The sequence below is a fragment of the Priestia endophytica genome (assembly GCF_026790145.1).
GTDB lineage: Bacteria > Bacillota > Bacilli > Bacillales > Bacillaceae_H > Bacillus_I > Bacillus_I endophytica_A.
In genome coordinates this window covers 1-24,796 of sequence record NZ_JALAMS010000051.1, presented here as the reverse complement: position 1 = coordinate 24,796, position 24,796 = coordinate 1, and the positions used below count along the sequence as shown (strand labels likewise).

The following is a 24,796-nucleotide window of genomic DNA, read 5'->3' as shown; positions in this document are numbered from 1 at the left end:
GGCAAAGGGGGGATAAAGCATGTATCACGGAAATCCGGTATTAGAGTATCGGCTTTTAAAAGGGGAGGAATTTGAAGCTCTTTATTTCTATGAGAATATTGAAATTGAGCAAATTATTGCAAGGCGAGAGTGTGAATTTTTTGTAAAACAGGGGATAACGTATAAACAAACATCCTCAGCTTTAGAAGGAAGCCTTTTTATCATTTATGTTGAAGAATATGAAAAAGGCGAGATTCTAAATGTTGATCGAGCATCCCTTGACTCTCTTAAACTCGAAATAAGAGAATATGCTCCAGACCAAGATCATCCCATTTTAAAGGTTGAATATTTTCAGAATCATTTGGATGTTTTTTGCGTAATCGGAAGTGTTTATACATATATTGAAGATGTAGAGTGGGAGCGTGACTCAGCTGAAATTGACGAAGACCGGCGTATATATTCTTTATATGTAACAAAAGTGACAGATAATCTAAGTCAAAAGGGAGTTTATCATGAAAAAAACTAAAAAGATGATGACAGGTGTAGTTGCTTCACTTTTTACATTTTCAATGACAGCTTGTTCTTCTTCTGATTCACGACCAAAGGAACCTGATACAGATGAGTGTAAAGACTGGGATTGGGACGAAGAAACACAAACATACTATTGTGACGATTCTTCTTCACACAGAAGCGGCTATTTTTACTATGGTGGAAGGTGGTTTTCGAATAAATCAGCTTTGCAGCAAAGCAGCAGCTATAAGTCATATAAAAACAGTTCGAAATTTAAATCTGGTATTGGTAGCGGCACGAAAGGAAGCTTTGGTGGCTAAGTATGGGAGATTTCTCACGTAAAAGGAAGGACTTTTTTAGCCATATTCCTGAATTTTGGCCTGACTTATATAATGAAGAGTATGCTCTTTATGATGTGAAGGAAGAGAAAAAAGAAACAATCGATGAAATCCGAACAGCAACAGAGCGAATTGGACATTTGTTTTTTAAAACAGTTCCCCTTCTTCAGAACTTGGAAGATGATGTACTGCTTCAACTTGGTTTTCCAGCTAGTACTCTCTTCTTTCTGAAATCTTCTTCACCTTTAAACGTACCAAGTGTGATTGCTCGGGCAGATCTAATTGTGAAAGAGGGCAAAATTAAACTACTTGAACTAAATGCAGATACCCCCACATTTATTAAAGAAACTTTTTTTGTGAATGGAAAAGTTTGTGAGCATTTTGGGGTTCAGAATCCAAATGAAGGATGTGAAGGGGAGCTAAAAGAAGCAATTGAAGAGGCCGTAAGTCAAAGCTTCAGATGCTTACATAAGAGCGGACCTCCAAATATTGTATTCACTTCACATGAAGATGATATGGAAGATTTCTATACAACAAAATATCTTCTTGATCTTAGCTCTCTTCCTGCTCACTATGTTCCCCTTCAGAACCTTAAAATTGTGATGGAGGATGAAGAAGAGATAGCTAGAGGAATTTACGACTCTTTTTACCAAAAAATAGATGTTTTGTATAGACAAACATATCCTCTAGAACATCTTATTTTAGATAAAGACGACTCTAATGAGGCTGTTGGAGAAGCTTTGATGAGGCTTGTTAATGAGAATAAGCTCTCTATTATTAATCCCTCAGCGGCATTTTTACTTCAGTCAAAAGCTGTGCAAGCACTTATTTGGGGTCTTCATGAAACAAATCATTCTTTTTTTACGAAAAAAGAGCATACCTGGATTTCTACTTACTTTCTACCAACGTATTTAGATTCTGCACCGTTTCGAGAACAAGAGAAAGCTTTTGTACAAAAACCTGCATTTGGACGTGAGGGAGATACAGTAGAAATTTACAGTGAAAAAGGAGAAAACAAAAGTCAAAACCCTTATCACACGTATGACGAGTATTTAAGTGTTTATCAGCAGTATGAAAGTCTACCAGTATCTAATATTCAAACGATTGATGGAGTAAAAGAGGCGCGCATTATGTACGGATGTTTTTTAGTGAGCGGAAAAGCGAGCGCAATAGGAATTCGAGCAGGTGGAGAGATTACAGATAACGGAGCTTATTTTTTGCCTGTAGCACAAAATTAGACTAGGGGGAACGTTCAAAATGAAAACGTATTTAACAGCGGAAGGATTTATTAATTTCTTATCCTATACAGGAACAGGGCTTCTTCTTCTTCTTTTAGGTGTACTTGTTTTTGAATTAACAACAAAGTTTTCAGATCGTGAATTAATAAGACAGGGAAATATAGCTGTGGCGCTTAAACTATGGGGAAAAGGTATAGGGCTTGCGATTGTATTGTATACAGTGTGGGGGCATAGCTTAAGCTTGTTTGATGCATTTATTTGGGGAGTTATCGGTATTCTAACTCAAGTTATATCCTACTGGATTATTGAGTATATTCTAACTCCAAGAACTAATCTTGCTCAGAAAGTAGAAGAAGGAAATGTAGCAATTGGAGTAAGTTTATTTGGTGCTTCTATTGCCGTTGGACTTATTGTAGCTGGAAGCTTAACTTACTAATAGTCATACAACCCCTTTATAGAGAATAGAGTAAGAAAAAAGGAGCGTTCTGGATGAGTCTATTTAACTTCGCTTTTTTAGGAGATGTTTTGTTATTAGCAGGAGGCATTTTCATTTTCCTATCTATTCTGTTCTCTTTTACAAGAGAGAAAAAAGAAAAAAGAGAAAAAAAAAGATCAACGTAAAAAGGGCAAACGAGTTCGTTTGCCCTTTTAATTTAGTCTTCATTTGTTTTTCCTTCTCCCCATTTTCCTCCCTTTTCCATCCAACGTTTATAAGCTTCAAAAAAGCGATTTTCAACTCTGAGGGGGAGCCATAATAAAGTGAGGGAAAGCAAAAAGTAAGCAAAGAGAGAAAAAATCATTCCCCCTTCTTCTGTTAAGAGTGTTGTGGCAAGAGAACCAACAAGTAAGCTAAAGGACATGATGAAAAAAAGAACAAGAATATATCTTTTGTAAATGGACATTTTTCTTCCTCCTTATCTGTAATAAGTATAGTATGTGTAAAATGATGGATTTTATATGAAAGTTTGGGTATTTTATCACTGGGGAACAGAAACAAAGAGGAATTTAATATAATGGAGTGGTTTTATTGAGAAAAGTTAACGTAGGATTAGTTGGTTTTGGATTTTCTGGAGTAACATTTCATGCCCCCATTTTCAAAGATTTAGAGGAATTCAATGTAAAAAAAGTAATGTCAACAAAACCTGATAAAGTAAGTGAAATCTTTCCGGAAGTAGAAGTTGTCAAAGAACTTGAAAACATTACAGAAGATCCTGAGATTGATGTTGTTGTGATAACAACTCCAAATGATCTTCACTATGAGATGGCAGTGCAAGCGATTCAAGGAAGGAAGCATACAATTGTTGAGAAACCATTTGTTGTATCACAAGAGCAAGCTCGTCATTTAATTGAGCTTTCAGAAGAGTACAGCGTTCTTTTAAGTGTTTACCAAAATAGGCGATGGGATAATGACTTTTTAACTGTGCAGTCATTGCTAAATGAGCAGAAATTGGGAGAAGTTTATTTTTATGAAGCAACAATGAATCGTTTTAGTCCTTATGTAGAGGAAGAGTGGCGTAATAACAGTAGACATGGAGGAGGGGTGCTGTACGATTTAGGATCGCATTTAATTGATCAAGCTCTTATGTTATTTGGCATGCCTAAATTTGTTTATGGAGACGTCTTTCATCAGCGCAAAAAAGCACAAGTAGATGATTATTTTCATTTAATTTTAGGCTATAAAAAGCTCCGTGTTATTTTACATGCGGGCTCAATTGTTAAGAAATCTGGTCCAACTTTCGAAATACACGGAGACAAAGGAAGCTTTACTAAATATGGGCAAGATAATCAATGGGAGTTTCTTCAATCCTTAACAAATATAAATGATCCAAGTTATGGGGAAGATGATATTGAGCAATATGGTAAATTAACTCTGACAGAGGGAAATCAAGATGTAACACATATTATCCCAACTAAAAAAGGGAGCTATGTTTCATACTACAAAAAGATATATGATGCTATTGTTCACAATAAGGAAGTGCCAGTACCAGCAAGTGAAGCGCTAAGAACAATCGAAATTATTGAAGCAGCACAGAGAAGTACCAAGGAGAAGAAGGCTATATACTTATAAGATAAGCGACGTGCAAGTGAAATTGCCGTCGCTTATTTATTTGAGTTCGAAATGAGTCATAAACCAAAAGTCATGTTCAGGATTTCTTTCACCAGCAATAATATGCTGCTCTCCTTCCTCATCAACCGTTATCCACTGCCCGTCTTCTGTTGGATAAATAGGATAAAAGTACCCTTCTTTAAAAAGAAGCTCATTGGGATACGCTTCAATGAAATCAGCTCCTACTTTTTTGGTGATAGACACTTTGCACTGTACAAGTTCCAAAAACATTCCTCCTTTTTCATATACTTATAGTATAGTATTTTTGACTTATTAATACAAAAACTGAGCTTTTTCTTTGTTAGGAAAAAGAAAGAAAGGGTACGATATAAAAAAGACAAAAGGAGAGAGACTATGAAAAATGAAAAAATTATGCTAGCAGAAAGACCAAAAGGATTACCAACAAAAGATACGTTTCGTTTCGAAAACGAAGATATAAAAGAGCCTAGCGAAGGAGAAATTCTTCTTAAAACGCTCTACATATCTGTTGATCCTTACATGAGATCAAGGATGAACGATAAGGAGAGCTATGTTCCACCTTTCAAGCTTGATGAACCATTAAATGGTGGTATTATTGCAAGAGTAGAAAAATCACAAAATGATGCGTTCCAAGAAGGAGACGTTGTAACAGGAAGACTTCCATGGCAGCGCTACACAACAACTAATGGTGACGGTCTTCAAAAAATTGATGAAAGCATCGCTCCGCTAACAGCTTATCTTGGTGTACTTGGTTTAACAGGTTTAACAGCATACTTTGGGCTTCTTCATATTGGTGAGCCAAAGGAAAATGAAACTGTTGTTGTATCAGGAGCGGCAGGGGCTGTTGGAATGGTCGTTGGTCAAATTGCGAAGCTGAAAGGCGCACGCGTTGTCGGAATTGCAGGTTCAAAGCAAAAAATAGACTACCTTAAAGAAGAGTTAAACTTCGACTACGTTATTAACTATAAAGAAGATAATGTCTTAGCTTCCTTAAAAGAAGCATGTCCAAACGGTATTGATGTTTATTTTGATAATGTAGGTGGCTCAATTTCGGATGATGTTCTGTCACTTATTAATAAATTTGCCCGTATTCCAATTTGTGGTCAAATTTCGCAGTACAATAAAGAAGAAGCAGAACGTGTTCCTCGCCTTCAGCCTCTCCTTTTAACAAAAAGCGCTCTTATGAAAGGATTTATTGTAGGCGACTATTCAGATGGATTTAAGGAAGCTGCCCAAGAGCTTGGCAAATGGGTCAGAGACGGGAAAGTAAAATACGAAGAGAATATCGTCGAAGGATTTGAAAATGTGCCTGATGCGTTTTTAGGGCTTTTTTCAGGAGAAAATTTAGGAAAACAGCTTGTAAAAGTAGCTGAATGACATTAAAACCTTGCATGAATGGTGCAAGGTTTTTTACTTTCTATCATTTTTAAGTAGGCAAGTATACAAATTATATAACTAAGGACAAATGCCCTCTCACTTTAATAGTTTCCTCATAGATTAATAGAGACTTGCGAGGTAAAGAGGGGGCAAAAAGATGTTTCACTTTCCAATGACTAAGATGGTTCGCAAGTACACAGCAAAGCTTGATCGAACTACTCGAGATGAAATATTTTCTTTCTACAAAGTATTTAGATGGATGCCGTGCTTTTTGCAAAAAAGCTATGAACGTCATTTACGCAAAAATAAGAAACTAAATGTTATCTTCTCTTTTCATAAAGAAGCTGAAGATGGGGCAAAAGATATTGAAAGTGTTCTTCAGAAACATAAAAAATGCCGTATGGGAGAAAGTTTTAATGTTAGCAACTACTGCGTAGCAGAGCTAACGCCATATGCGCTCGAAGAAGTATTAGAAATATGTTCATGCGTAAAAAAAGTTCATTTCAACCGGTCGTTTCAAGCTTTACTAGACAAAGCAGTTCCAGCCTCACGTGCTAAAAACGTTATGAAAAGCGGCAAAGTCCTTACAGGGGAAGGGATTAATGTAGCTGTCTTAGATACTGGCGTTTATTCGCACATTGACTTAGATGGAAGAATTATCGCTTTTAAAGATGTGATTAACAATCGTACAAAACCTTATGATGATAACGGTCATGGTACGCATTGTGCAGGTGATGTTGCCGGAAATGGGCAAGTATCAAACGGGCGTTATAAGGGACCGGCTCCGAAAGCTAATATTATAGGGGTAAAAGTATTAGATCGTGAGGGAAATGGGTCTCTTGAAAGTGTTATGAGAGGAATTGAATGGTGTATTTTATACAACAAGCACCATCAGCATGCACCTATTCATATAATGTCTCTTTCACTTGGAAGCAAAGCTATTCGCTACAAGGAAGAAGAGGAAGATCCTGTTGTTCATCTTGTGAATGAGGCTTGGCGAAACGGAATCGTTGTAGTGGCAGCAGCTGGGAATAGCGGTCCAGCGTCAAATACAATTGATTCGCCAGGAGTTAGTAGCACAATTATTACAGTGGGAGCTTCGGATCATCAAAATACGGAAAATACAGTAGAAGACGATACAATTGCTCCATTTTCTAGTCGCGGACCAACGGTTTATGGAGTAGAAAAGCCAGATATTTTAGCACCAGGAGTTAATATTATTTCATTGCGCTCTCCAAATTCCATAATCGATCGTAATGAACCGGAAAATCGAATTGGTAGTGGATATTTCTCTTTATCAGGAACTTCGATGGCAACGCCTATTTGTGCCGGTGTTATTGCTCTCATCCTACAAAGTAATCCATCGTTAACGCCAAACGAAGTTAAAGCTCTTCTTAAAGAAGGAGCAGACCTCTTAAGGGAAGACCAAAATATTTATGGTTATGGTTTTGTGAATGGGGAAAAAGCAATCGCGGATGCATAATGATTACAATTACTCAGGAGGCATGTCATGCTTCTTGAGTTTTTTTTATACATAGAGGATTTTTTTATAGAGAGACCGAAAGTAGTAAGAAGGGAACATTGCTAAAACTTTTAATAAAAGGAGAGGGGAAAATGATCAACACGGCTCTTACAGAAATATTTCGAATCGAATTTCCAATTATTCAAGCAGGAATGGCCGGTAAAGTTACAAATGCCAAACTTGTCTCCTCTGTTTGTCACGGCGGTGGACTAGGTACGCTTGGGGCAGGGTATATGTCTCCAGAAATGATTCGCTACCACATCGGCGAGATAAGAAAATTAACAACGCGTCCTTTTGCAGTTAATTTACTTATTCAAGATGAAGAATATAATAAAGAAATGTTTGAAGAAGGAAAGAAACGTTTAGCGCCTTATTATAAACAGTTTAATATTAATATGAATGAAGTTGTTCTTCCTTCCTATACGTGGCGTGATCAGCTTAACGTATTGATCGAAGAACAAGTAGAGATTTTTAGCTTTGCTTTTGGGGTGCCAGATGAATCTACTTTAAAATATATTCGCTCTAAAGGAATTAAAACGATTGGAACAGCAACAAGTGTAAAAGAAGCTTGTTTTCTTGAGGAAATTGGTATTGATGCAGTTGTTGCTCAAGGTTTGGAAGCGGGAGGTCATAGAGGTGGCTTTTTTGAAAGCGATCCTCTTGTTGGTTCACTAGCTTTAATTCCCCAAATCGTTGATCATCTTCAAATTCCTGTTATTGCAGCAGGGGGGATTATGGATGGAAGAGGCGTTGTAGCAGCATTTAGTCTTGGGGCAAGTGGCGTACAGCTTGGAACGGCTTTTTTAAGCACCTTTGAAAGTGAAGCTCATCCAAAGCATAAGGAGGCCCTCTTCTCTTCAACGGAAAGCAGTACGGAATTAACGACCACTTTTTCTGGAAAGTTGGCGCGTGGCCTAACAAATAAGCTTATGAAAGAACTTTCAGAAGACCTCTCTTCTATTGCACCATATCCTTTACAGCATTATTTAACAGCGCCAATTCGGCAAAAAGCCACTTTAGTCAACGATGAAAAGTATATGGGAATGTGGGGCGGACAAGGGAGCCGCTACTGTCGTTTGAAGTCTGCACACAGCGTTGTGCGAGATATTATTCGTGAAACGAATGAAACGATTAAACAGCTTTCACGTCATTCTTCCCTATCTTAAAAAGAATGCTTCTAAGCATTCTTTTTTTTGTTCAATTCTCTTTACATTTGCTACTATAAACAAAGAGAGATAGGAGAGTGAATAATGTGTACTTTGGAGTGAATTTAGAGAGCGATTATGTAAAGCTTTGGCAGGACGGAATGAAAAATTGGGAGAATGAGATGCCAAAGCGTATGATAGACGATAAGTTAGAAGAAAAGTTTTGGAATGCGTTCTTGGAAAAAGGAAAACATAAAGAAAAGAAAAAGCCGTTTGTAGATGATATCATTCGTGAGGTTCTTCTGCACGTTAAATCAAGCGACACAGTAGCAGAGATTGGTCCTGGTTGGGGAACCTATACTTTCCCTATTGCAAAACGTGCTAAAGCTTTGACATGTGTAGACAGCTCAGCAGCGATGATCTCTTATTTGAAAGAAAGAGCAGAAAAAGAACAGCTCAATAATATGAATTTCCTTCACGGGAAATGGGAAGAAAAACGACTAGAGCAGAATTATGATGTTGTATTTGGATTCAATTGTTTTTATCGTACCCATGATATAAATAAGGCACTTTTGAAAATGAACCATATGGCGAGTCGTCTAGCTATCGTTGGAATGACAAGCGGTCCTGAACAAAGACATTATCGGGAAATTGAAAAAAAGCTTGGATATACAATTCGCTATACGCGACGCGATTATATTATGTTGCAAAATGTCTTATATCAGCTTGGAATTGATGCAAACTGTCAGCTTATTGATTTGACTAATACATACTGCTTTAATACATATGAAGAAGCTTTCACGTTTTTAACAAGCAAGATTGTGACAGAAGAACGGGACGAAATGAAACTGGCTTCTATTATTGATCAATATCTCGAAGAAAAAGATGGACAGTTCTATTACGTTCACCCTTTTAAAGCAGCGCTCCTTTATTGGAAACCAGAACCACTCTTTTAATCACTTTGTATAGTTTTTTTATTCGCACAAATACTAAGAGAAATAAGATCAAGGAGTGCGTTATTATGAAAAGGGTATTTCTAGGGACTTTTCTTCTCTTCGTATTATGTGCGTGTAATCAAGACAAGCAGTACCCAAATCTATTTTACATAAAAGATGGATATGTTGGATGGGTAGAAGTGGAATATAATAAAGAAGGGGCTTTCCCGACAAGTAAGGAAGGAACCTATAACGTGCTATGGGTTGATGAAAATGGAAAAGCTGAAACAGAAGAGCCTCCGCCAGAGCAAGGATGGACAAACAACCGGTATTATTACTTCGCTGAAAATGGTAATCGGAAAGAGCTTAAACTGAGTGAAAAAATCCACGGTGCAACGACAACGAAAAAAAATAATGAAGAAAAAGCGATTGAATATTTTTTTGTTGGAAGTGAAAAGCAATTTGAGGATCAAAAAGGGGAATATAAAAGAGAAGGAAAACAGTAGCGTCCAGACGTTACTGTTCTTCTTTTTGTAGTTCTTTTTGTGTAGAGGCTATTCGCACAAGTTCTGCTAGTTTTTCGTTTCGCTCTTCATCAAGTTGCTGTTTGCGGTTAAGAAATAAGATACCGACAATAAGCCCATATACACAAAGACCATAAAGTAAAATTTTAAATACAAAGTAAGCAATACTAAACAAGCTTAAGGCCAAACAACTCATCCTTTCAGGGGGATAATATAAAAAAGTATAGCAAAGAAGAAGAGAGAATGCGAACCTCCCCATCTATTACAAAAGAACGAGAAGGTTAGAAAAGGTGAAACAAAATAATATCCTAAATCGTTATAGAAGTTATAATATGTAATGGAAATTTTAAAAAATATACACGATGACAAAAAATGATACTTTTATTTTACAAAAAATGGGCTTTATTTCGTTTTTTTTAATAAAAAAATCGTTAAAAAGACCGTTGTTTTTTAATGTGTAGGCCAAACGTGTCGAAAAATGTAACTTAATTGTAATATTTAGATTTTACGTTTGTAATAATTGATTGCTAGAATGAGAGGCGGTGAAGAAAATATTAGTAATGGAGGATAACTTTTATGAAAAAGTTAATATATTCTGTAGTACTTGGTTCGACAATCTCGGCAGCTGTAGCAACAGCGCCACATAGTGCAGATGCAGCGCTAGGTGACGGACTTTTAAAACAAGGTATGAACAATTCTGACGTGAAGGATTTACAGCAACAGCTGAAAAATAAAGGCTATTTTAAGCTTGGTTATACAACTACATATTTTGGAACGATTACCAAAGATGCGTTGAAAAACTTTCAGCGTGCAAATGGCCTAGCAGCGGACGGAATTGCTGGAAAGAATACATATCGTGTATTACTTAACAATTCTACTTCTTCAGGTTCAGGAACAGTTTCATCTAGTACTCTTTTAAAATATGGAATGAGTAGCCCACAAGTTAAGCAGCTTCAGTCTGCTCTAAAACAAAAAGGCTATTTCAACTTTGGATATACAACAAACTACTATGGTTCAATTACAAGAGATGCTGTTATAAAGTTTCAGCGTGCAAATGGCCTAGCAGCAGACGGAATTGCTGGACCAAAAACGTTAGCGAAGCTTAACGGAAGTTCTGTACCAGCGGGTTCTGGAGTATCTACAAGCACAACATTAAGACTTGGAATGAGCAGTCCACAAGTACAGAAACTTCAGTCTGCTCTAAAGCAAAAAGGCTATTTCACATATAGTCGTACAACAAACTATTATGGCACAATTACAAGAGATGCTGTTATGAAATTCCAACGTGCGGCAGGTCTTGCAGTAGACGGGATTGCTGGACCAAAAACACTAGCAGCATTGAACGGAAATACACCTGTTGCTGATTCTAAGCCATCACAAGGAAGCGGTTCATCATCATCACAAACGACACAAAAGATTATTTCTATTGCAAAATCACTTCGCGGAGTTCCATATGTATGGGGAGGAACATCAACAAGCGGATTTGACTGCAGTGGGTTTATTCAGTATGTATTTAATAAAGCTGGTGGACCAAGCCTTCCACGTACAGTTGCGGCTATGTATGACAGAGGTACGTCTGTTTCATCACCAAAAGTTGGGGATCTTGTGTTCTTTGAAACATACAAGCCAGGCGCATCACATGCAGGTATCTACCTAGGAAACAGTCAATTCATTCACGCTGGTACTTCAACAGGTGTAACAATTTCATCTCTTCACAACACATATTGGGCACCTCGTTACATTGGTGCTAAAACATATTAATTTTTAAATCCCTGCTAGTAATTTAGCAGGGATTTTTAATACTTTTTATGCTTTTTCATTGCAACATAATTTTAATCGTAATATGATGAAAAAGCATAAAAAATTTACAGAAAAGTGATGGAAAACAAGGAGGCACGTTTTTATGGCTATTCTAGATGTAACTGTTATTCCAGTAGGCACAAGTACGCCAAGCGTAAGCCAATACGTAGCAGACATTCACAAAGTATTAAAGCGACATGAAGGAAAAGTAAAAGTACAGCTAACACCTATGAGTACACTCATTGAAGGTGATTTAGACGACTTGTTTGAGGTTGTGAAAGAAATGCATGAGCTTCCTTTCTCTAAAGGACTTGACCGCGTATGTACAAATATTCGCATCGACGATCGTCGAGACCTTAAACATACGATGGAGCGCAAGATAGAGGCGGTAGAAACAAAAATTCAATAAACAATATGCCTACACAAAATAAAGGTGCCAAGCATAGCATAAAATATCACTTTTATTTTTAGGGAAACTTTTTTTAAAAAGCGCTTGACGAATGATAGAAAATGGTTCTATAATACAAATCAAACATATCAAATGTTTTCAAAACAATCGAAATTTAAAAAACCAAATAGATGTTTAAATGCAATGACAGGACAATAGTAGCATTGATCTCCCTGTTCTTCAGAGAGCTGATGGTTGGTGAAAATCAGTACAAAGAACAATGTGAAGTACGCCCCTCGAGCAGCTTTTCAGACATCTTGTACATTACAAGATGAAAGGGAAGTCGGTTTAACCGTTATCTCAATGAAGTGATGAATGTTGAATATGAGACATTTATTAAAATAGGGTGGTACCGCGATAAAATCGTCCCTACTGATTATTTAATCAGTAGGGACTTTTTGTATAAAAAAAGATGAAAACTTCTTTTTAGCGGCCTTTTATCATACACTATTTTCAAAATGTTTCAAAAAATTCGATATTCATAATTAGGGTGGTACCGCGATAAAATCGTCCCTACTGGCATGGAATCAGTAGGGGCTTTTTTTATAGATTCAAACATCTTTTTTTTAAAAATGAGAACAGTAAACTTAGGAGGAATAAATATGACAAAGCCAACTTTAGAAACATTACGTAAGGGAATCGACGAAATTAACTTAGAGATTTTAGAGCTTCTTAACAAACGTGGAGAAATTGCTAAAGAAATTGGGAAATTAAAAGAAATGCAAGGAACAAAGCGTTTTGACCCTGTTCGTGAACGCGAATCTCTGAATGCTATCTTAGCAAAACACGAGGGTCCATTCGAAGCATCAACTATTCAACATATTTTCAAAGAAATCTTCAAAGCAAGCCTTGAACTTCAAGAAGACGATCATAGCAAAGCACTACTTGTATCTCGTAAAAATAAAGTAGAAGACACAATCGTTGACTTGAAAGGTGAAAAAATTGGAGACGGTAACCTTAACTTCATCATGGGACCTTGCGCTGTTGAATCATACGATCAAGTACGAACAGTTGCAGAGGCTATGAAAGCTCAAGGAATTCGCCTTCTTCGCGGTGGCGCGTTCAAACCAAGAACATCTCCATACGACTTCCAAGGTCTTGGTATTGACGGTCTAAAAATCCTTCGTCAAGTAGCAGACGAGCTAGACATGGTAGTTGTTAGTGAAATCGTAAATCCAGCTCATATCGAAATGGCAACAGAATACGTTGACGTGATTCAAATTGGTGCACGTAATATGCAAAACTTCGAGCTTTTAAAAGCAGCTGGTTCTGTTGATAAAGCGGTTCTTCTAAAACGCGGTTTAGCAGCAACAATCTCTGAATTTGTAAATGCGGCAGAATACGTTATGTCACGTGGAAACACAAACATCATTCTTTGTGAACGTGGAATCCGCACATACGAAAAAGCAACACGTAATACATTAGATATTTCAGCTGTACCAATCTTAAAGAAAGAAACACACTTACCTGTTGTTGTTGATGTAACACATTCAACTGGTCGTCGTGATCTATTACTTCCATGCGCGAAAGCAGCAATTGCAATTGGTGCAGATGCTGTAATGGCAGAGGTTCATCCAGATCCAGCAGTAGCTTTAAGTGACTCAGCACAGCAAATGGATATTCCAGAATTCGAAGCTTTCATTAAAGAGCTAAAAGGTCAACCAGCTCAAACAAAATAAAATAATAATTGATTTTACAAAAAAACCTTTCTTTTTACAAAAAAGTTGTAGAAAGAAAGGTTTTTTTTTGTTTTGTAACCTTTTTGTAACAAATTTATTATTTTATTTGTTATAGTAATAATGTTATTGTCAATTTATAACTAAAATTATCCAAAAAAATACATATTCTGAAGGCAACAAATCATAACTATAGAATATACTTAGTTATTCTTATTTTTATAGAAAGAAATAAGGAAAGTGTTTTATATAGAAGTGTTTGGTTTTAAGGAGACGGAGTAGGGAGGAACCGCTATGTGTGGATTTGTAGGACATATTAAAAAAAATGCGGATTTTGAAAATATAAAAGAAGATGTATTCAAAGGAATGGTAGAAAAGATTTTTCACCGCGGCCCAGATGATGTAGGTATTTATGAAGATCAATATGTACAGCTTGGTTTTCGCCGCTTAAGCATTCTTGATGTAGAAAAAGCGGGTCAGCCTCTTTCATACGATAATAACCGTTATCAGCTTATATTTAATGGAGAAATTTATAACTACATAGAACTGCGTCAAGAATTACTGGCTAAAGGTTATACGTTCAAAACAGATGGAGATTCTGAAGTTCTTCTTGCTCTTTATTGTGAAGAGGGCAGAAAAATGGTTTCAAAGCTAAGAGGAATGTTTGCGTTTTTGATTTGGGATACAAAAACAAAAACGGTTTTTGGTGCACGTGATCCTTTCGGTATCAAGCCTCTTTACGTTGCTCAAACAGAGAATGAAATCTTTTTAGCATCAGAAACAAAATCGATTAAAGAAGTTGTGCCAGGAGACCATGATCTAAGTGCACAAGCTCTTCAGCATTATTTAAGCTTTCAATATGTACCAGAGCCTTACACTCTTTGGGATGCGGTGAAAAAAGTAGAGCCTGGGTATTATTTTTATCAAGATTTAGAGTCTGATAAAGAATTGAAGTTTGAACGTTATTTCAAACCAACTCTACATCCTATTCAAAAGGAGGAAAACGAATGGATTAAAGAGATTCAGCATGTGCTAGAAGACTCAGTGAATATTCATATGCGAAGTGATGTTCCAGTAGGGTCTTTCCTTTCGGGTGGGATTGATTCGTCCTTTGTCGTATCACTTGCTAAACGTTACCATAATAATCTTAAGACTTTCTCTGTGGGCTTCCAAACAGATGGCTATAGCGAGCTTGATGTAGCAGGAGAAACGGCTCAGGCGCTTGGCGTAGAAAATATTCAAAAAGTCATTACAGCAGAGGAGTTCATGGAAGAGCTACCGAAAATTGTGTGGCATCTTGATGACCCGCTTGCAGATCCCGCAGCGATTCCTTTATACTTTGTTGCCAAAGAGGCGGCAAAGCAAGTGACAGTTGTTTTATCTGGAGAAGGAGCAGACGAGCTTTTCGGTGGATACAATATTTATTGCGAGCCAGATTCCTTAAAAATGTTTCAAAACATTCCCTCCCCGCTAAAGAAAGCTCTTGGAAAAATGAGCAATATGTTACCTGACGGCGTCAAAGGGAAGAGCTTTTTACAACGAGGAACAATTCCACTCGAAGATCGCTATATTGGAAATGCTAAAATGTTTGAAGAAGAGGAAAAAGAACGTTTTTATCATCTTCAGCATAAAGGAGTCCATTATACTGATATTACGGCTCCTTTCTATGCACAAGCAGCTCAGTATGATCCAGTAGGAACAATGCAGTATGTTGATATGAATACATGGCTAAGAGGCGATATTCTATTAAAAGCGGATAAAATGACAATGGCCAATTCCCTTGAGCTACGCGTTCCGTTTTTAGATCGTCGTGTTTTTGAAGTCGCTTCAAGAATTCCAAAAAACATGAAAATAAAAGACGGAACCACAAAATATATTTTACGAAAAGCTGCGAGAGGGATTGTACCTGATCATGTTTTAGATCGTCGTAAATTAGGATTCCCAGTGCCAATTCGAGTATGGTTAAAAGATGAATTGTACGATTGGGCGTTTAAACTTATTACAGAAAGTGATGTTGATCACTTATTTGATAAGAAAGAACTTACTGCACTATTAAGTCAGCATGCAGCAAATAAAGGTGACTATAGCCGAAAGCTTTGGACAATCTTAATGTTCCTTATGTGGTATAACCAACATACAGGCGTTTCTGAATACAACCCAAAGGCAAAAGATTTAATTATACATTGATTAAAAATCCCCTTCTTATTGAGTAAGAAGGGGATTTTTGAACTAAATTAAATTTTTGTATATACTCATATCCAAAATATGATATAATTTACATGTAATCTTCAAACGCATATGAAACAGTACGCCTCGTGTTGTTTCTGAGCATGGTTAAGGTATGCCCCCTTGATCATAACGTTCCTGTGTGTACAATGTACACACAGGTTTTTTTATGACCCGCTAGGTTGTTTGAAAATTTCACGCTGTACTTTTAAAACAGCTTGATGAACATGTTTCATAACTTCACGTTCTTTTACTTCTACCACTTTCCATCCTCTTCTTCGAAGTAATGTTGAAAGTTTTTCCCCTTTCTTATCTGGTTTTTTAGCAAGCGTTTGGGGATGGCGGTGAAGAATAATAGCAACTTTGTACTTAGGAATCATAACATCAATCATAAATCGCCCATATGGCTCATTTAAGCGCAAATCGTAGCCGCACATATCAAGCGCCTTACTTAGCTTTTCATGGAGGATGTCTGTTTTTTGCTTATTTAGTACATATTCTTGCTCGTCAGTTTGAAAAGTAGAGGCAATGATAAAGATAAGCGTACCTGTGACAGTTAAAATGAGGGCAATAACGATACTCACTATAAAGATGTGTTCCATATTTAAATCCTTTCTAACGAGTTTCTTAAAGTTTTTCCCATTGTAACCAATGTCATGCGTATATAGTAATGAAGAATTATTGGCAACAATCATATAGGGGAAAATGTAGCTTGATTTTGAACTTTGTCATTTGTAAAATAACGAATAGTGGCTATCTTCTTAACACTGCGAAGCTACCTCACATTGAAGTAAGGATTTAATTGAAAAGACTTTTAGAGAAATTCTTGGACAGAAATGAAACGAAACTATCATTTAATCGTTATTAACAAAGAGAAGGCTTTGATTTTTATATAACAAAAGACTACATATGAAAGAAAAAAAGGGGTGTTCCCACCATGTCACATGTTTTAAAAACGGTTTTAACAGGCTGGTTTATTATGGTGATTACATATGGAATTGTTCTGCTTGGCGTTGCTCGTAGCTTAGAAATGCTGTACAAAACGCCATTAGATCTTAGTGTAACAACCTCAGTTATTATACTAGGTATGTGTCTGCTTACTGTTCCTTATCTTGTGGCAGGTGTATATGGGCGTTTAAATATGAATGGAGATTTGCAAATTTTTCTTCTCTTTATGATTGTACCTGTTGTGCTTGAGCGTGTTTTTATATATGCATTAGGAGCTTTTCTTGCGAAAGATGTTCCTGTTATCGAATTTATTCAATTAGATATTGCTCCTTACTTCACATTTTCGTACATTATAGCAGGTTTAGGAAGTATGGCGATTGCACTTATTGTAGCGAAAACATGGTAGAAACAAGAAGCTCATTTCTTTTCAGAAGTGAGCTTTTTTTAATAAGAAAGGAATGCCACAATGAAAATAAAACGGAATAGCATTTATATTATACTTATGATAATCATTCTCTTTTTAGGAATTGAAGTACGAAAAAAAAGCGCCTATTTTCCGGATATTATAAACTTATACTTGGGTGATATCCTTTGGGCTTTACTTATATTTTTAGGTTTTTCATTTTTAATGGAGAAGAAAGGATTAAAAATCGTTATTTTTCTATCTTTATTGTTTTGTTATGGAATTGAAATAAGTCAACTTTATCATGCAGAATGGATTGATGCAGTTAGGAGCACAACGCTCGGTGGATTAGTACTGGGGTACGGCTTTCTATTCAGTGATTTAGTCTCTTATACAGCTGGAATATTGTTTGGAGCACTGTGCACAGTTCTTCTGAAAAAAAGCTGACGGAAATTCCATCAGCTTAATATTAAAACATCTGAATATTAATATATATCTGTATTATATTAAGAGGAAAAGGAAAGGTGCTTGTAAAGAGTTCTTTTCAGTAAGAAGGTGAGAAAGTGAAAGAATTTCCACTTGTTTATACAAATGTTTGGGATGGCATCATCGCTGTTCCCCTTGTGTTAATTTTGGTGCAAGTTTTAAAAATTTTTTTTTCGATTAAAGGTTCGTATATCCCCACCCTTTCAACAGTTATAGGTCTTATCATTTCTGTTTTTTTTTAGTCATCCTCATAGCCTATCAGCAGGAATATTTATGGGTTTTTTTTATGGAAATGGGGCTGTAGGAGTGTACGCTTCTCTAAAAACATCTTTTCAAGCCTTTCAGCGTAAACAGTAAGAACATATCTTTTTTCTCTTAAGAAAATTCGGTAAAATGAAAATATCGAGAATGAGGGGGGAGAAAAAAGTATAAATGAGCAGGAAACCAAAAAATATGGTTACAACAAATCGTTTAATAATGAAAGACATGAAAGAAGAGGATGGAGAAATACTTTATAAATACTGGTCAGATAATGAAGTTACAAAGTATATGAATATTACTCCGTTTCATAAAGTAGAACAAGCGAAGGAAATGATTCAATTTTTAACAACGTTAAAAGAAGAAGGAAAGGCAGTGCGATATTCTATCTTTTTAAAGCAAAGCGGGGAGTTAATCGGCACGTGTGGTTTCAACTCTATTGATCATGAGAATAGTCGTGTTGAGATTGGCTATGACTTAGGCAAAAATTACTGGGGACATGGGTACATTAGAGAAGCGTTAGCAGCGCTTATAAAAGAAGTTTTTTTCTCTCTTCATATAAATCGAATCGAAGCAAAAGTAGAAGTGGAAAATGAAAATTCTATTAAAGCGCTTTCTAAATTAGCTTTTACTAATGAAGGGCGCTTGCGTCAGTATGAACGCTCTAAAGGGGAACTTATTGATGTTTATATGTTTTCTCTTTTAAAGGAAGAGTTTCATAAATTAGAAGAAAGCTAATGCCGATTTAATATACAGTACAGGTATAGGAAAAGGAGGTAAGCTGTTTTGTAAAAGGTACCGTTTTTAAAGTTCAAAACGTTATAGAACAGCGGATATTAATGTTCAATGAACAAGAAAAGAAAGCTTTATATGATGTAATTTATAAGCGGAGAGATGTACGAACGTTTTTGTCAAAAAGCATTCCATCAGATGTGTTGCAAAGAGTATTAGAAGCGGGACATCACGCTCCCTCTGTTGGATTTATGCAGCCGTGGAACTTTATCTTAGTGAAGGATGGTGATCTTAAGAAAAAGCTAGCATGGGCAGCAGAAAAAGAAAGAAAAGCACTTTCTATCCATTATGAAGGAGAGAAAGCAAATCAGTTTTTAGAATTAAAAGTAGAAGGAATTAAGGAAGCTCCTGTAACAATATGCGTAACATGTGATCCAACAAGAGGAGGTTCGCATGTTTTAGGGAGAAATTCAATTCCGGAAACAGATATTTTATCAACGGCATGTGCTATACAAAATATGTGGCTCGCATCTTGTGTAGAAGGTCTTGCACTTGGATGGGTAAGCTTTTATAAAAAAAATGATGTGAGAGATATTTTATCTATTCCTCCACATGTCGATCCAGTTGCCCTTTTATCCATTGGATATACAGAAGATTATCCGTCTTCTCCCATTTTAGAAGAAGCAAAATGGGAAAAAAGAAGAGAACTTGATGGATTAATCTTTGAAGATACATGGGGGAACAAGAAATAAAAAGCTGCAGAGCTTCTTATCTGCAGTTTTTTTATTAAAATCTTTAAAACCAAGTTGACAAATGAGGATTGTGGGATATATAGTATATATAATCTTACTGAATATGATGAGACTGATTGGAAAACCAAAGGTCCTTTGAAATGATATGCATCATTTCGAAGGGCCTTTTTTGTCAAAAAAGGAGAGAAAAAATGAGAAAGCTATTTATCTTTGCAATTGTTGGTTTTTTTGCTCAATTAATTGATGGTTCACTCGGAATGGGATACGGGGCAACATCTTCATCTCTTTTATTAACATTTGGAATTGCGCCTGCTGTTGCTTCAGCTTCCATTCATTTATCTGAAATCGCAACAACGGCAGCTTCAGGTGTTTCACATTACAAATTTGGAAATGTGGATAAAAAGGTATTGTGGAAATTAATGATTCCAGGCGCAATTAGCGCTTTTATTGGAGCCGCGTTTTTAAGCAGCCTGCCTGGAGACGTTATGAAGCCTTTTGTATCGATTTTCTTAACAGCACTTGGTTTTTACATCTTATTTCGCTTTTTATTTAAATGGAATCCATCACAGGCTAATAAAGGGGCAAAGGAACTAAAAACGCCGTTTTACATTGTTTTAGGATCTATTGCAGGGTTCTTTGATGCGATTGGTGGAGGAGGATGGGGGCCTATTAATACACCTGTTCTTCTAGCACGCAAAGAAGCTGTTCCGCGAAGAGTCATTGGAACAGTTGATACAAGTGAGTTTGCTACAACAGTGGCAGCTTCAGCTGGTTTCTTGCTTTTTTTAGGAACTGAAAGCTTAAACTGGTTGTTAATTATTGCTTTTGTTATTGGCGGAGTACTAGCTGCTCCTTTAGCTGCGTGGCTTATTAAAATCTTACCATCGTACTTGCTTGGTGTTTTTATTGGCGGATTTATTATTCTGACAAATACCAACACGCTTCTGTCATCTTTTAATGTTGGAGGAGATAAGATTCTAGGATTTTATATCGTCTTGTTTATTGGGTGGGCCGCCGCTATTTTCTACGCGGTTCGCAACAAAGTACGTTTAAGCAAGCAAGATGTTTCAGAAACGTTGTAAATTTAATCAATAGACGGTGTTGGAACAGGTAGGCTTTCTTGGATATCTAAAAGAACGTCTGCTGGAGCCGCGTTGTCTTCTCCAGCACCAGCTATTTCTCGATTAATAATAGTTGGAGCAATCCGAGCACAGTTCCCAAAATTAATAATAGCGCCGCTGGAAACGTTTTGAATTGTTACGTGTGATGAAAAAGTCATACATACGCTCCTTTCTTTTTTTGTATTCTATGATATTTAAAGAGGATTTGTACGGGCTAAAAGAGAGAGTTTTATAAAAAGCCAAGGTTTGAAATCATAGAAAGCGGTTATAGTAACAGTAGAGTTACTACATAAAATAGTTAAGGAGTGAAATGAAATGGAAGCATTATACGTTGCAGAAGCTACTTCACGAGGTGGACGAGAAGGGCATGTTACAACCTCAGACGGCACACTTGATTTAAACATTACATCTCCAAAAGGCTTAGGTGGAAAAAGTGGAGACGGCACAAATCCAGAACAACTTTTTGCAGCAGGTTATGCCGCTTGCTTTGAAAGTGCGCTACAGCTTGTTTTAAACAAAGAACGAATCAAAGTAGAGAGTACAGAAATTACGTCGCACGTCTCAATTGGGAAAGACCCTGAAGACGGTGGATTCAAACTGGAAGTTGAATTAGTTGGACATGTTGAAGGTGTTGAACGTGACAAAGTACAGGAGCTTTTAGAGAAAGCTCACGGAGTTTGTCCATATTCAAAAGCAACGCGAGGAAATATTGAAGTTACGGTAAAAGCAAAATAAAAATAGACAAGTAGCGTGATAGGAGGGCTCAGTTCCTATCACGCTTTTTTTTATCCAATACAACTATTACATATGAATTTCTACGCATGAAAGAGAGGGGTTCCCTATATACATAGGATAAGGACAAGTTCAGATAAGCAACGTTGTCAAAACGTCTCGTAGTGGATGCTCTATTGTTCACTTGCTAGAGATCCTAAATAAAGGGGAACGGATAATGAATAGTTTTTTAAAGTCAGCGTTAATTCTAACTTTGGCCGCTTTTTTAGGCGAACTTATTGAGTTTTTAACAAATATGGTTCTAGCACGTGAGCTCGGTAAAGAAGGAATGGGGATGTACATGTCTGTGTTGCCTATCGTTTTTTTAGTTGTCACAATTGCAACGATAGAGCTTCCAATTTCGATTTCGAAGTTTCTGGCAGAACATAACCAAAAAGAGCATCGCAACATGATGAAGCATGCAACATGGTTTGCAACAGGAATTATTGCTTCTGTTATGTTTGTTTGGTTTATTGTGATTACCTTTATTCCATTTTTTAACCATTATCATCCGTACATCGGTTGGGTTGTGCTTATATTTATCCCCATTGTTTCTTATTCGTCGATTTTACGCGGCTATTTTATGGGTGTTGATAATATGAGCGCTATTGCTGTTTCGAATTTTGTTAGAAAATCCATTCAGCTTACTCTTCTTTTCTTAGTATTTAGATCATTTCATTTTGGAGATCATGGCACAGCTCTCCTTGTGGCCATTTGTGCTCTTGTAGCAAGTGAAGCAGTTGTATTTACTTACTTCTTGATTACATATGTAATGCAAACAAACGTAATTTCAAGAGGTTATCGATTTTCGTATACGGGAAAAGAAGTAAGAAAAAGACTTTTGTCCGTTTCTCTGCCAACAACAGGATTGCATCTTTTCTCCGCATCAGCTGGAGCCATTCAGCCGTTTTTAATTAAGAAAAGTTTGATGTTAAGCGGAATGACGTCTTCCATTGCAACAGGCCATTACGGTATGCTTGCAGGAGTTGCTATGACGATTGGGTTCTTTCCAGCTTTTATCGCTCATTCTCTTCTTGTAGCCTTAATACCAGCTGTTTCTCAAGCGCAAGCTGCAGGTGACCGTGATAAGCTAAGCTCGCTATTACAGCAAAGTTTACGAATTACGTTTTTATACGGAATTCCCGCGATTCTCATTATGAACATTTTTGCTGAACCTATTACAAATCTCTTTTTTCATTCAAGTGAAGCTGCTTTCTATTTAAGAGCGCTTTGGCCGTGTTTTTTACTTCATTTCTTTGTAATTCCAATGAGAGCTTATTTAATTGGGTTAGGACTTATGAAAGATGCCTTGTATCATACGATATGGGTTCATGTTATTTCCTTTTCGCTTATTTTTCTCCTTGCTTCTCAGCGAGAATGGGGAGTAAGTGGCGTTATTTTAGCAATGAATGCAGAAACACTTCTGCTTACGCTTCTGCACTATTTCACCATTTGTAAACGAATTGGTTTGCCGATTTTATTTTTTATGAAGCGCCCGCTAACAAAATTATAAAAAATATAGCTTGAGCATTGTATTAAAGGGGAGAAGTTTATCTATGCTAAGATAGTAACAACAAAGAAGAGAGGAAGAGTAAAAGAAATGAATAAAACAATCGAAGCAATATTAAATCACCGTTCTATACGAAAGTATAAGAACACGCCATTATCAGACGAACAAATTGATGCTTTAGTTCAAAGTGCTCAAGCAGCTTCAACTTCTAGTTTTATCCAAGCTTATTCTATTATTGGAGTAAAGGACCCTGCTAAAAAGAAAAAACTTGCTGAGCTTGCAGGAAATCAGCCTTATGTAGAAGAGAATGGCCATCTTTTTGTTTTTTGTGCAGATTTACATCGTCATGAGATACTCAGTACTATGGAAGAAGTGAAGGTGACAGATTCGTTAGAAAGCACAGAAACATTTATGGTTTCTCTTATTGATGTAGCTCTTGCAGCCCAAAACCTTGTAATTGCGGCTGAATCAATGGGGCTTGGTACATGCTATATTGGCGGCATTCGAAACAATTTAGAAGGCGTTGAAGAAGTACTAGACATCCCGAAACGCGTTATTCCACTTTTTGGCCTAACCGTTGGATATCCAGCGCATGAATCAAGTCAAAAACCACGCCTACCAAAAGCACACATTTATCATGAAGACCGCTATGAACAAGATGAAGAAAAATATATAAAAGAGCTTAAAGCTTACAATGAAGTGACATCATCTTATTATAAAGAGCGTACAGGTGGAAAACGTGAAGATACATGGACAGCTCAAATGGCTAATATGCTTCATACACCAAAAAGAACGTATATGAAAGAATATATTGAGAAAAAAGGATTTTCTAATAAGTAAGAGAAAAGAAGCTATACTATAGCTTCTTTTCTTATGGAAAAATTTCGATATTTCAGATATTGTTATAATAGATAGAAATAAAGGAGAGGGTTTTATGCAACAGTGGATCAAAGAAGTAGCAAGAGGACAGCGTGGAGCAAAAGACTTGCCTTTTGAAGAGGCAGAGAAAGCGGCGCGCGTGATGGCAACTGGTGAGGCAACAGATGTGCAGATTGCTACCTTTTTGACAGGTCAGCGTATTAAGACAGAAACACCAGAAGAACTAGATGCGTTTGTGAAAGTGTATAGAGAAAATAGCGAGCAAATCAAAGTGGATGAAAATATAAGAGAGAAACTTGTAGACTATTCAAGTCCATATGCAGGGCGAAATTCGTTTTTTGCGACAATCCCAGCAAATATATTGTTAGCTTCAAGAGGGATGCCTGTTTGTTTACATAGCAGTGATTCACTTCCTCCAAAATATGGAACAACCATTAAAGAGGTTTTAACAGAGTTAGGCATTAAGACAGAGGAAAGTGTCGATGAAATTGCAACATCATTAGAAAAAGTTAAGATTGGCTTTTATCATACAGAAAAGCTATCACCTCCACTCAAGCGTCTACGTTCAATTCGTAAGGAAATGGGAATTCGCACAACATTCAATACAGTTGAAAAAATGCTGAACTTAGCTCATGCCCCAAATATTGTGCTGGGAGCTTTTCATCGAACAGCTATTAATAAAATTTTGCCTGTTTTTAAAACACTAGATGTGAAAAAAGCAGTTGTTGTGCAAGGGATAGAAGGATCAGATGATTTAGCTGTTCATCGTAATAGCTTTGTTTTTCAAATCCAAGATGGACACGAGTCTTCTTTTATTGTAAGTCCAAATGAGTATGATCTTTATCTTCCTGAAGAAGAGTTTGTGAAAAAACGTTCATTACAAAATCAAGTTGAAACAATAGAGAGCGTCCTAAGAGGAGAAAAGAGTGATCTTTATGCTTATAATCAAGTTGTGCTAAATACAGCTCTTCGTCTCTATTTCTTTGGCTATGAATCTTCTATTGCAGACGGTGTTACCTGGGCAAGAAATGCCTTGGAGCGTAGAGCAGGTCAAGAAGTGCTTGAGGAGTGGAGAAGCACCTTATAAGAAACGAGCCTTTTACAAGGCTCGTTTCAGACCGTAGACAAACCC

Annotated in this window: 29 protein-coding genes and 1 other annotated feature; of the genes, 24 read left to right on the top strand and 5 right to left on the bottom strand. The window is 36.7% G+C overall.

The window, feature by feature from the left end; genetic code table 11:
* Nucleotides 1-19: 19 nt before the first annotated feature.
* Genes MOC86_RS24440 through MOC86_RS24420 form a run of 5 tightly spaced genes read left to right on the top strand, consistent with a single transcriptional unit; the run spans nt 20 to nt 2,686 of the window.
* Nucleotides 20-505 (top strand): hypothetical protein, encoded by a 486-nt coding sequence (locus tag MOC86_RS24440; RefSeq protein ID WP_268586515.1) that lies wholly within the window; start codon nt 20-22, stop codon nt 503-505.
* Nucleotides 492-809 carry a hypothetical protein gene (locus tag MOC86_RS24435; RefSeq protein WP_019392248.1) on the top strand — a complete coding sequence of 106 codons (318 nt, stop codon included), beginning with the start codon at nt 492-494 and terminating at the stop codon, nt 807-809. Before MOC86_RS24440 ends, MOC86_RS24435 begins: the two co-directional genes overlap by 14 nt.
* Nucleotides 810-811: 2 nt before the next feature.
* Nucleotides 812-2,065 (top strand): glutathionylspermidine synthase family protein, encoded by a 1,254-nt coding sequence (locus MOC86_RS24430; protein ID WP_268586514.1) that lies wholly within the window; start codon nt 812-814, stop codon nt 2,063-2,065.
* A gap of 19 nt (nt 2,066-2,084) precedes the next feature.
* Nucleotides 2,085-2,501 (top strand): DUF350 domain-containing protein, encoded by a 417-nt coding sequence (locus MOC86_RS24425; protein WP_268586513.1) that lies wholly within the window; start codon nt 2,085-2,087, stop codon nt 2,499-2,501.
* A 53-nt stretch (nt 2,502-2,554) separates the two neighbouring features.
* A complete protein-coding gene (locus MOC86_RS24420; RefSeq protein ID WP_268586512.1) occupies nt 2,555-2,686 on the top strand; it encodes a hypothetical protein in 132 nt (43 codons plus the stop codon).
* Between the two features lie 32 nt (nt 2,687-2,718).
* Here the strand turns inward: MOC86_RS24420 and MOC86_RS24415 are convergent, their stop codons facing one another.
* Entirely contained in the window at nt 2,719-2,967 is a 249-nt protein-coding gene (locus MOC86_RS24415; RefSeq protein ID WP_019392252.1) for a hypothetical protein, read from the bottom strand.
* A 125-nt stretch (nt 2,968-3,092) separates the two neighbouring features.
* Between MOC86_RS24415 and MOC86_RS24410 the strand changes: the two genes are divergently transcribed.
* Nucleotides 3,093-4,133 carry an oxidoreductase gene (locus MOC86_RS24410; protein ID WP_268586511.1) on the top strand — a complete coding sequence of 347 codons (1,041 nt, stop codon included), beginning with the start codon at nt 3,093-3,095 and terminating at the stop codon, nt 4,131-4,133.
* A gap of 36 nt (nt 4,134-4,169) precedes the next feature.
* Here MOC86_RS24410 and MOC86_RS24405 read toward each other — a convergent pair whose 3' ends face one another.
* Nucleotides 4,170-4,397 (bottom strand): hypothetical protein, encoded by a 228-nt coding sequence (locus MOC86_RS24405; RefSeq protein WP_268586510.1) that lies wholly within the window; start codon nt 4,395-4,397, stop codon nt 4,170-4,172.
* A gap of 129 nt (nt 4,398-4,526) precedes the next feature.
* On the opposite strand from MOC86_RS24405, the gene MOC86_RS24400 reads away from it, so the two are divergent.
* The 5 genes from MOC86_RS24400 (at nt 4,527) to MOC86_RS24380 (ending at nt 9,636) form a co-directional block, all read left to right on the top strand.
* Nucleotides 4,527-5,528, top strand: coding sequence for an NADP-dependent oxidoreductase (locus tag MOC86_RS24400; protein ID WP_268586509.1), 1,002 nt, complete (start codon nt 4,527-4,529; stop codon nt 5,526-5,528).
* A 157-nt stretch (nt 5,529-5,685) separates the two neighbouring features.
* Nucleotides 5,686-7,011 carry a S8 family peptidase gene (locus MOC86_RS24395; protein WP_268586508.1) on the top strand — a complete coding sequence of 442 codons (1,326 nt, stop codon included), beginning with the start codon at nt 5,686-5,688 and terminating at the stop codon, nt 7,009-7,011.
* 131 nt (nt 7,012-7,142) lie between these two features.
* Nucleotides 7,143-8,216 carry an NAD(P)H-dependent flavin oxidoreductase gene (locus MOC86_RS24390; RefSeq protein WP_268586507.1) on the top strand — a complete coding sequence of 358 codons (1,074 nt, stop codon included), beginning with the start codon at nt 7,143-7,145 and terminating at the stop codon, nt 8,214-8,216.
* A gap of 86 nt (nt 8,217-8,302) precedes the next feature.
* The gene (locus MOC86_RS24385; RefSeq protein WP_268586506.1) at nt 8,303-9,151 is read left to right on the top strand and encodes a class I SAM-dependent methyltransferase; all 849 of its coding nucleotides are present in this window, start codon (nt 8,303-8,305) and stop codon (nt 9,149-9,151) included.
* A gap of 65 nt (nt 9,152-9,216) precedes the next feature.
* On the top strand, nt 9,217-9,636 hold the full coding sequence (locus tag MOC86_RS24380; RefSeq protein ID WP_268586505.1) for a DUF6843 domain-containing protein: 420 nt from the start codon (nt 9,217-9,219) through the stop codon (nt 9,634-9,636).
* Nucleotides 9,637-9,646: 10 nt separating this feature from the next.
* Here the strand turns inward: MOC86_RS24380 and MOC86_RS24375 are convergent, their stop codons facing one another.
* Complete coding sequence (locus tag MOC86_RS24375; RefSeq protein WP_019392260.1) at nt 9,647-9,841, bottom strand: hypothetical protein; 195 nt, start codon at nt 9,839-9,841, stop codon at nt 9,647-9,649.
* A 389-nt stretch (nt 9,842-10,230) separates the two neighbouring features.
* Between MOC86_RS24375 and MOC86_RS24370 the strand changes: the two genes are divergently transcribed.
* From MOC86_RS24370 to asnB, 4 genes are all read left to right on the top strand, one after another.
* Nucleotides 10,231-11,415, top strand: a complete 1,185-nt coding sequence (locus tag MOC86_RS24370) for a peptidoglycan-binding protein (protein ID WP_268586504.1) — start codon at nt 10,231-10,233, stop codon at nt 11,413-11,415.
* A gap of 142 nt (nt 11,416-11,557) precedes the next feature.
* Entirely contained in the window at nt 11,558-11,863 is a 306-nt protein-coding gene (locus tag MOC86_RS24365; protein ID WP_061805487.1) for an MTH1187 family thiamine-binding protein, read from the top strand.
* Between the two features lie 174 nt (nt 11,864-12,037).
* Nucleotides 12,038-12,276, top strand: a binding site (T-box leader).
* Nucleotides 12,277-12,504: 228 nt separating this feature from the next.
* Nucleotides 12,505-13,581, top strand: a complete 1,077-nt coding sequence (locus MOC86_RS24360) for a bifunctional 3-deoxy-7-phosphoheptulonate synthase/chorismate mutase (protein WP_268586503.1) — start codon at nt 12,505-12,507, stop codon at nt 13,579-13,581.
* Between the two features lie 291 nt (nt 13,582-13,872).
* Nucleotides 13,873-15,765 (top strand): asparagine synthase (glutamine-hydrolyzing), encoded by a 1,893-nt coding sequence (gene asnB / locus MOC86_RS24355; protein ID WP_268586502.1) that lies wholly within the window; start codon nt 13,873-13,875, stop codon nt 15,763-15,765.
* 206 nt (nt 15,766-15,971) lie between these two features.
* On the opposite strand, the gene MOC86_RS24350 is transcribed toward asnB, so the two are convergent.
* Complete coding sequence (locus MOC86_RS24350; protein ID WP_268586501.1) at nt 15,972-16,406, bottom strand: hypothetical protein; 435 nt, start codon at nt 16,404-16,406, stop codon at nt 15,972-15,974.
* A gap of 335 nt (nt 16,407-16,741) precedes the next feature.
* On the opposite strand from MOC86_RS24350, the gene MOC86_RS24345 reads away from it, so the two are divergent.
* From MOC86_RS24345 to MOC86_RS24320, 5 genes are all read left to right on the top strand, one after another.
* Nucleotides 16,742-17,158: a hypothetical protein gene (locus MOC86_RS24345; protein WP_268586500.1), complete on the top strand. Its 417-nt coding sequence runs from the start codon at nt 16,742-16,744 to the stop codon at nt 17,156-17,158.
* 60 nt (nt 17,159-17,218) lie between these two features.
* Entirely contained in the window at nt 17,219-17,602 is a 384-nt protein-coding gene (locus tag MOC86_RS24340) for a DUF2809 domain-containing protein (protein ID WP_268586499.1), read from the top strand.
* Nucleotides 17,603-18,073: 471 nt separating this feature from the next.
* Nucleotides 18,074-18,637, top strand: a complete 564-nt coding sequence (locus MOC86_RS24330) for a GNAT family N-acetyltransferase (RefSeq protein WP_268586498.1) — start codon at nt 18,074-18,076, stop codon at nt 18,635-18,637.
* Nucleotides 18,638-18,738: 101 nt separating this feature from the next.
* Nucleotides 18,739-19,383 (top strand): 5,6-dimethylbenzimidazole synthase, encoded by a 645-nt coding sequence (bluB, locus tag MOC86_RS24325; RefSeq protein ID WP_268586497.1) that lies wholly within the window; start codon nt 18,739-18,741, stop codon nt 19,381-19,383.
* Nucleotides 19,384-19,574: 191 nt separating this feature from the next.
* The gene (locus tag MOC86_RS24320) at nt 19,575-20,465 is read left to right on the top strand and encodes a sulfite exporter TauE/SafE family protein (protein ID WP_268586496.1); all 891 of its coding nucleotides are present in this window, start codon (nt 19,575-19,577) and stop codon (nt 20,463-20,465) included.
* 2 nt (nt 20,466-20,467) lie between these two features.
* Here the strand turns inward: MOC86_RS24320 and MOC86_RS24315 are convergent, their stop codons facing one another.
* Nucleotides 20,468-20,662: a spore germination protein gene (locus MOC86_RS24315; protein WP_268586495.1), complete on the bottom strand. Its 195-nt coding sequence runs from the start codon at nt 20,660-20,662 to the stop codon at nt 20,468-20,470.
* 157 nt (nt 20,663-20,819) lie between these two features.
* Between MOC86_RS24315 and MOC86_RS24310 the strand changes: the two genes are divergently transcribed.
* From MOC86_RS24310 to MOC86_RS24295, 4 genes are all read left to right on the top strand, one after another.
* Nucleotides 20,820-21,239, top strand: a complete 420-nt coding sequence (locus MOC86_RS24310) for an organic hydroperoxide resistance protein (protein WP_268586494.1) — start codon at nt 20,820-20,822, stop codon at nt 21,237-21,239.
* A gap of 214 nt (nt 21,240-21,453) precedes the next feature.
* On the top strand, nt 21,454-22,788 hold the full coding sequence (locus MOC86_RS24305) for a polysaccharide biosynthesis protein (RefSeq protein ID WP_268586493.1): 1,335 nt from the start codon (nt 21,454-21,456) through the stop codon (nt 22,786-22,788).
* Nucleotides 22,789-22,875: 87 nt separating this feature from the next.
* Nucleotides 22,876-23,625, top strand: coding sequence for an oxygen-insensitive NADPH nitroreductase (nfsA, locus tag MOC86_RS24300; protein WP_268586492.1), 750 nt, complete (start codon nt 22,876-22,878; stop codon nt 23,623-23,625).
* A gap of 94 nt (nt 23,626-23,719) precedes the next feature.
* Nucleotides 23,720-24,751, top strand: coding sequence for an anthranilate phosphoribosyltransferase (locus MOC86_RS24295; RefSeq protein WP_268586491.1), 1,032 nt, complete (start codon nt 23,720-23,722; stop codon nt 24,749-24,751).
* Nucleotides 24,752-24,796 lie beyond the last annotated feature (45 nt).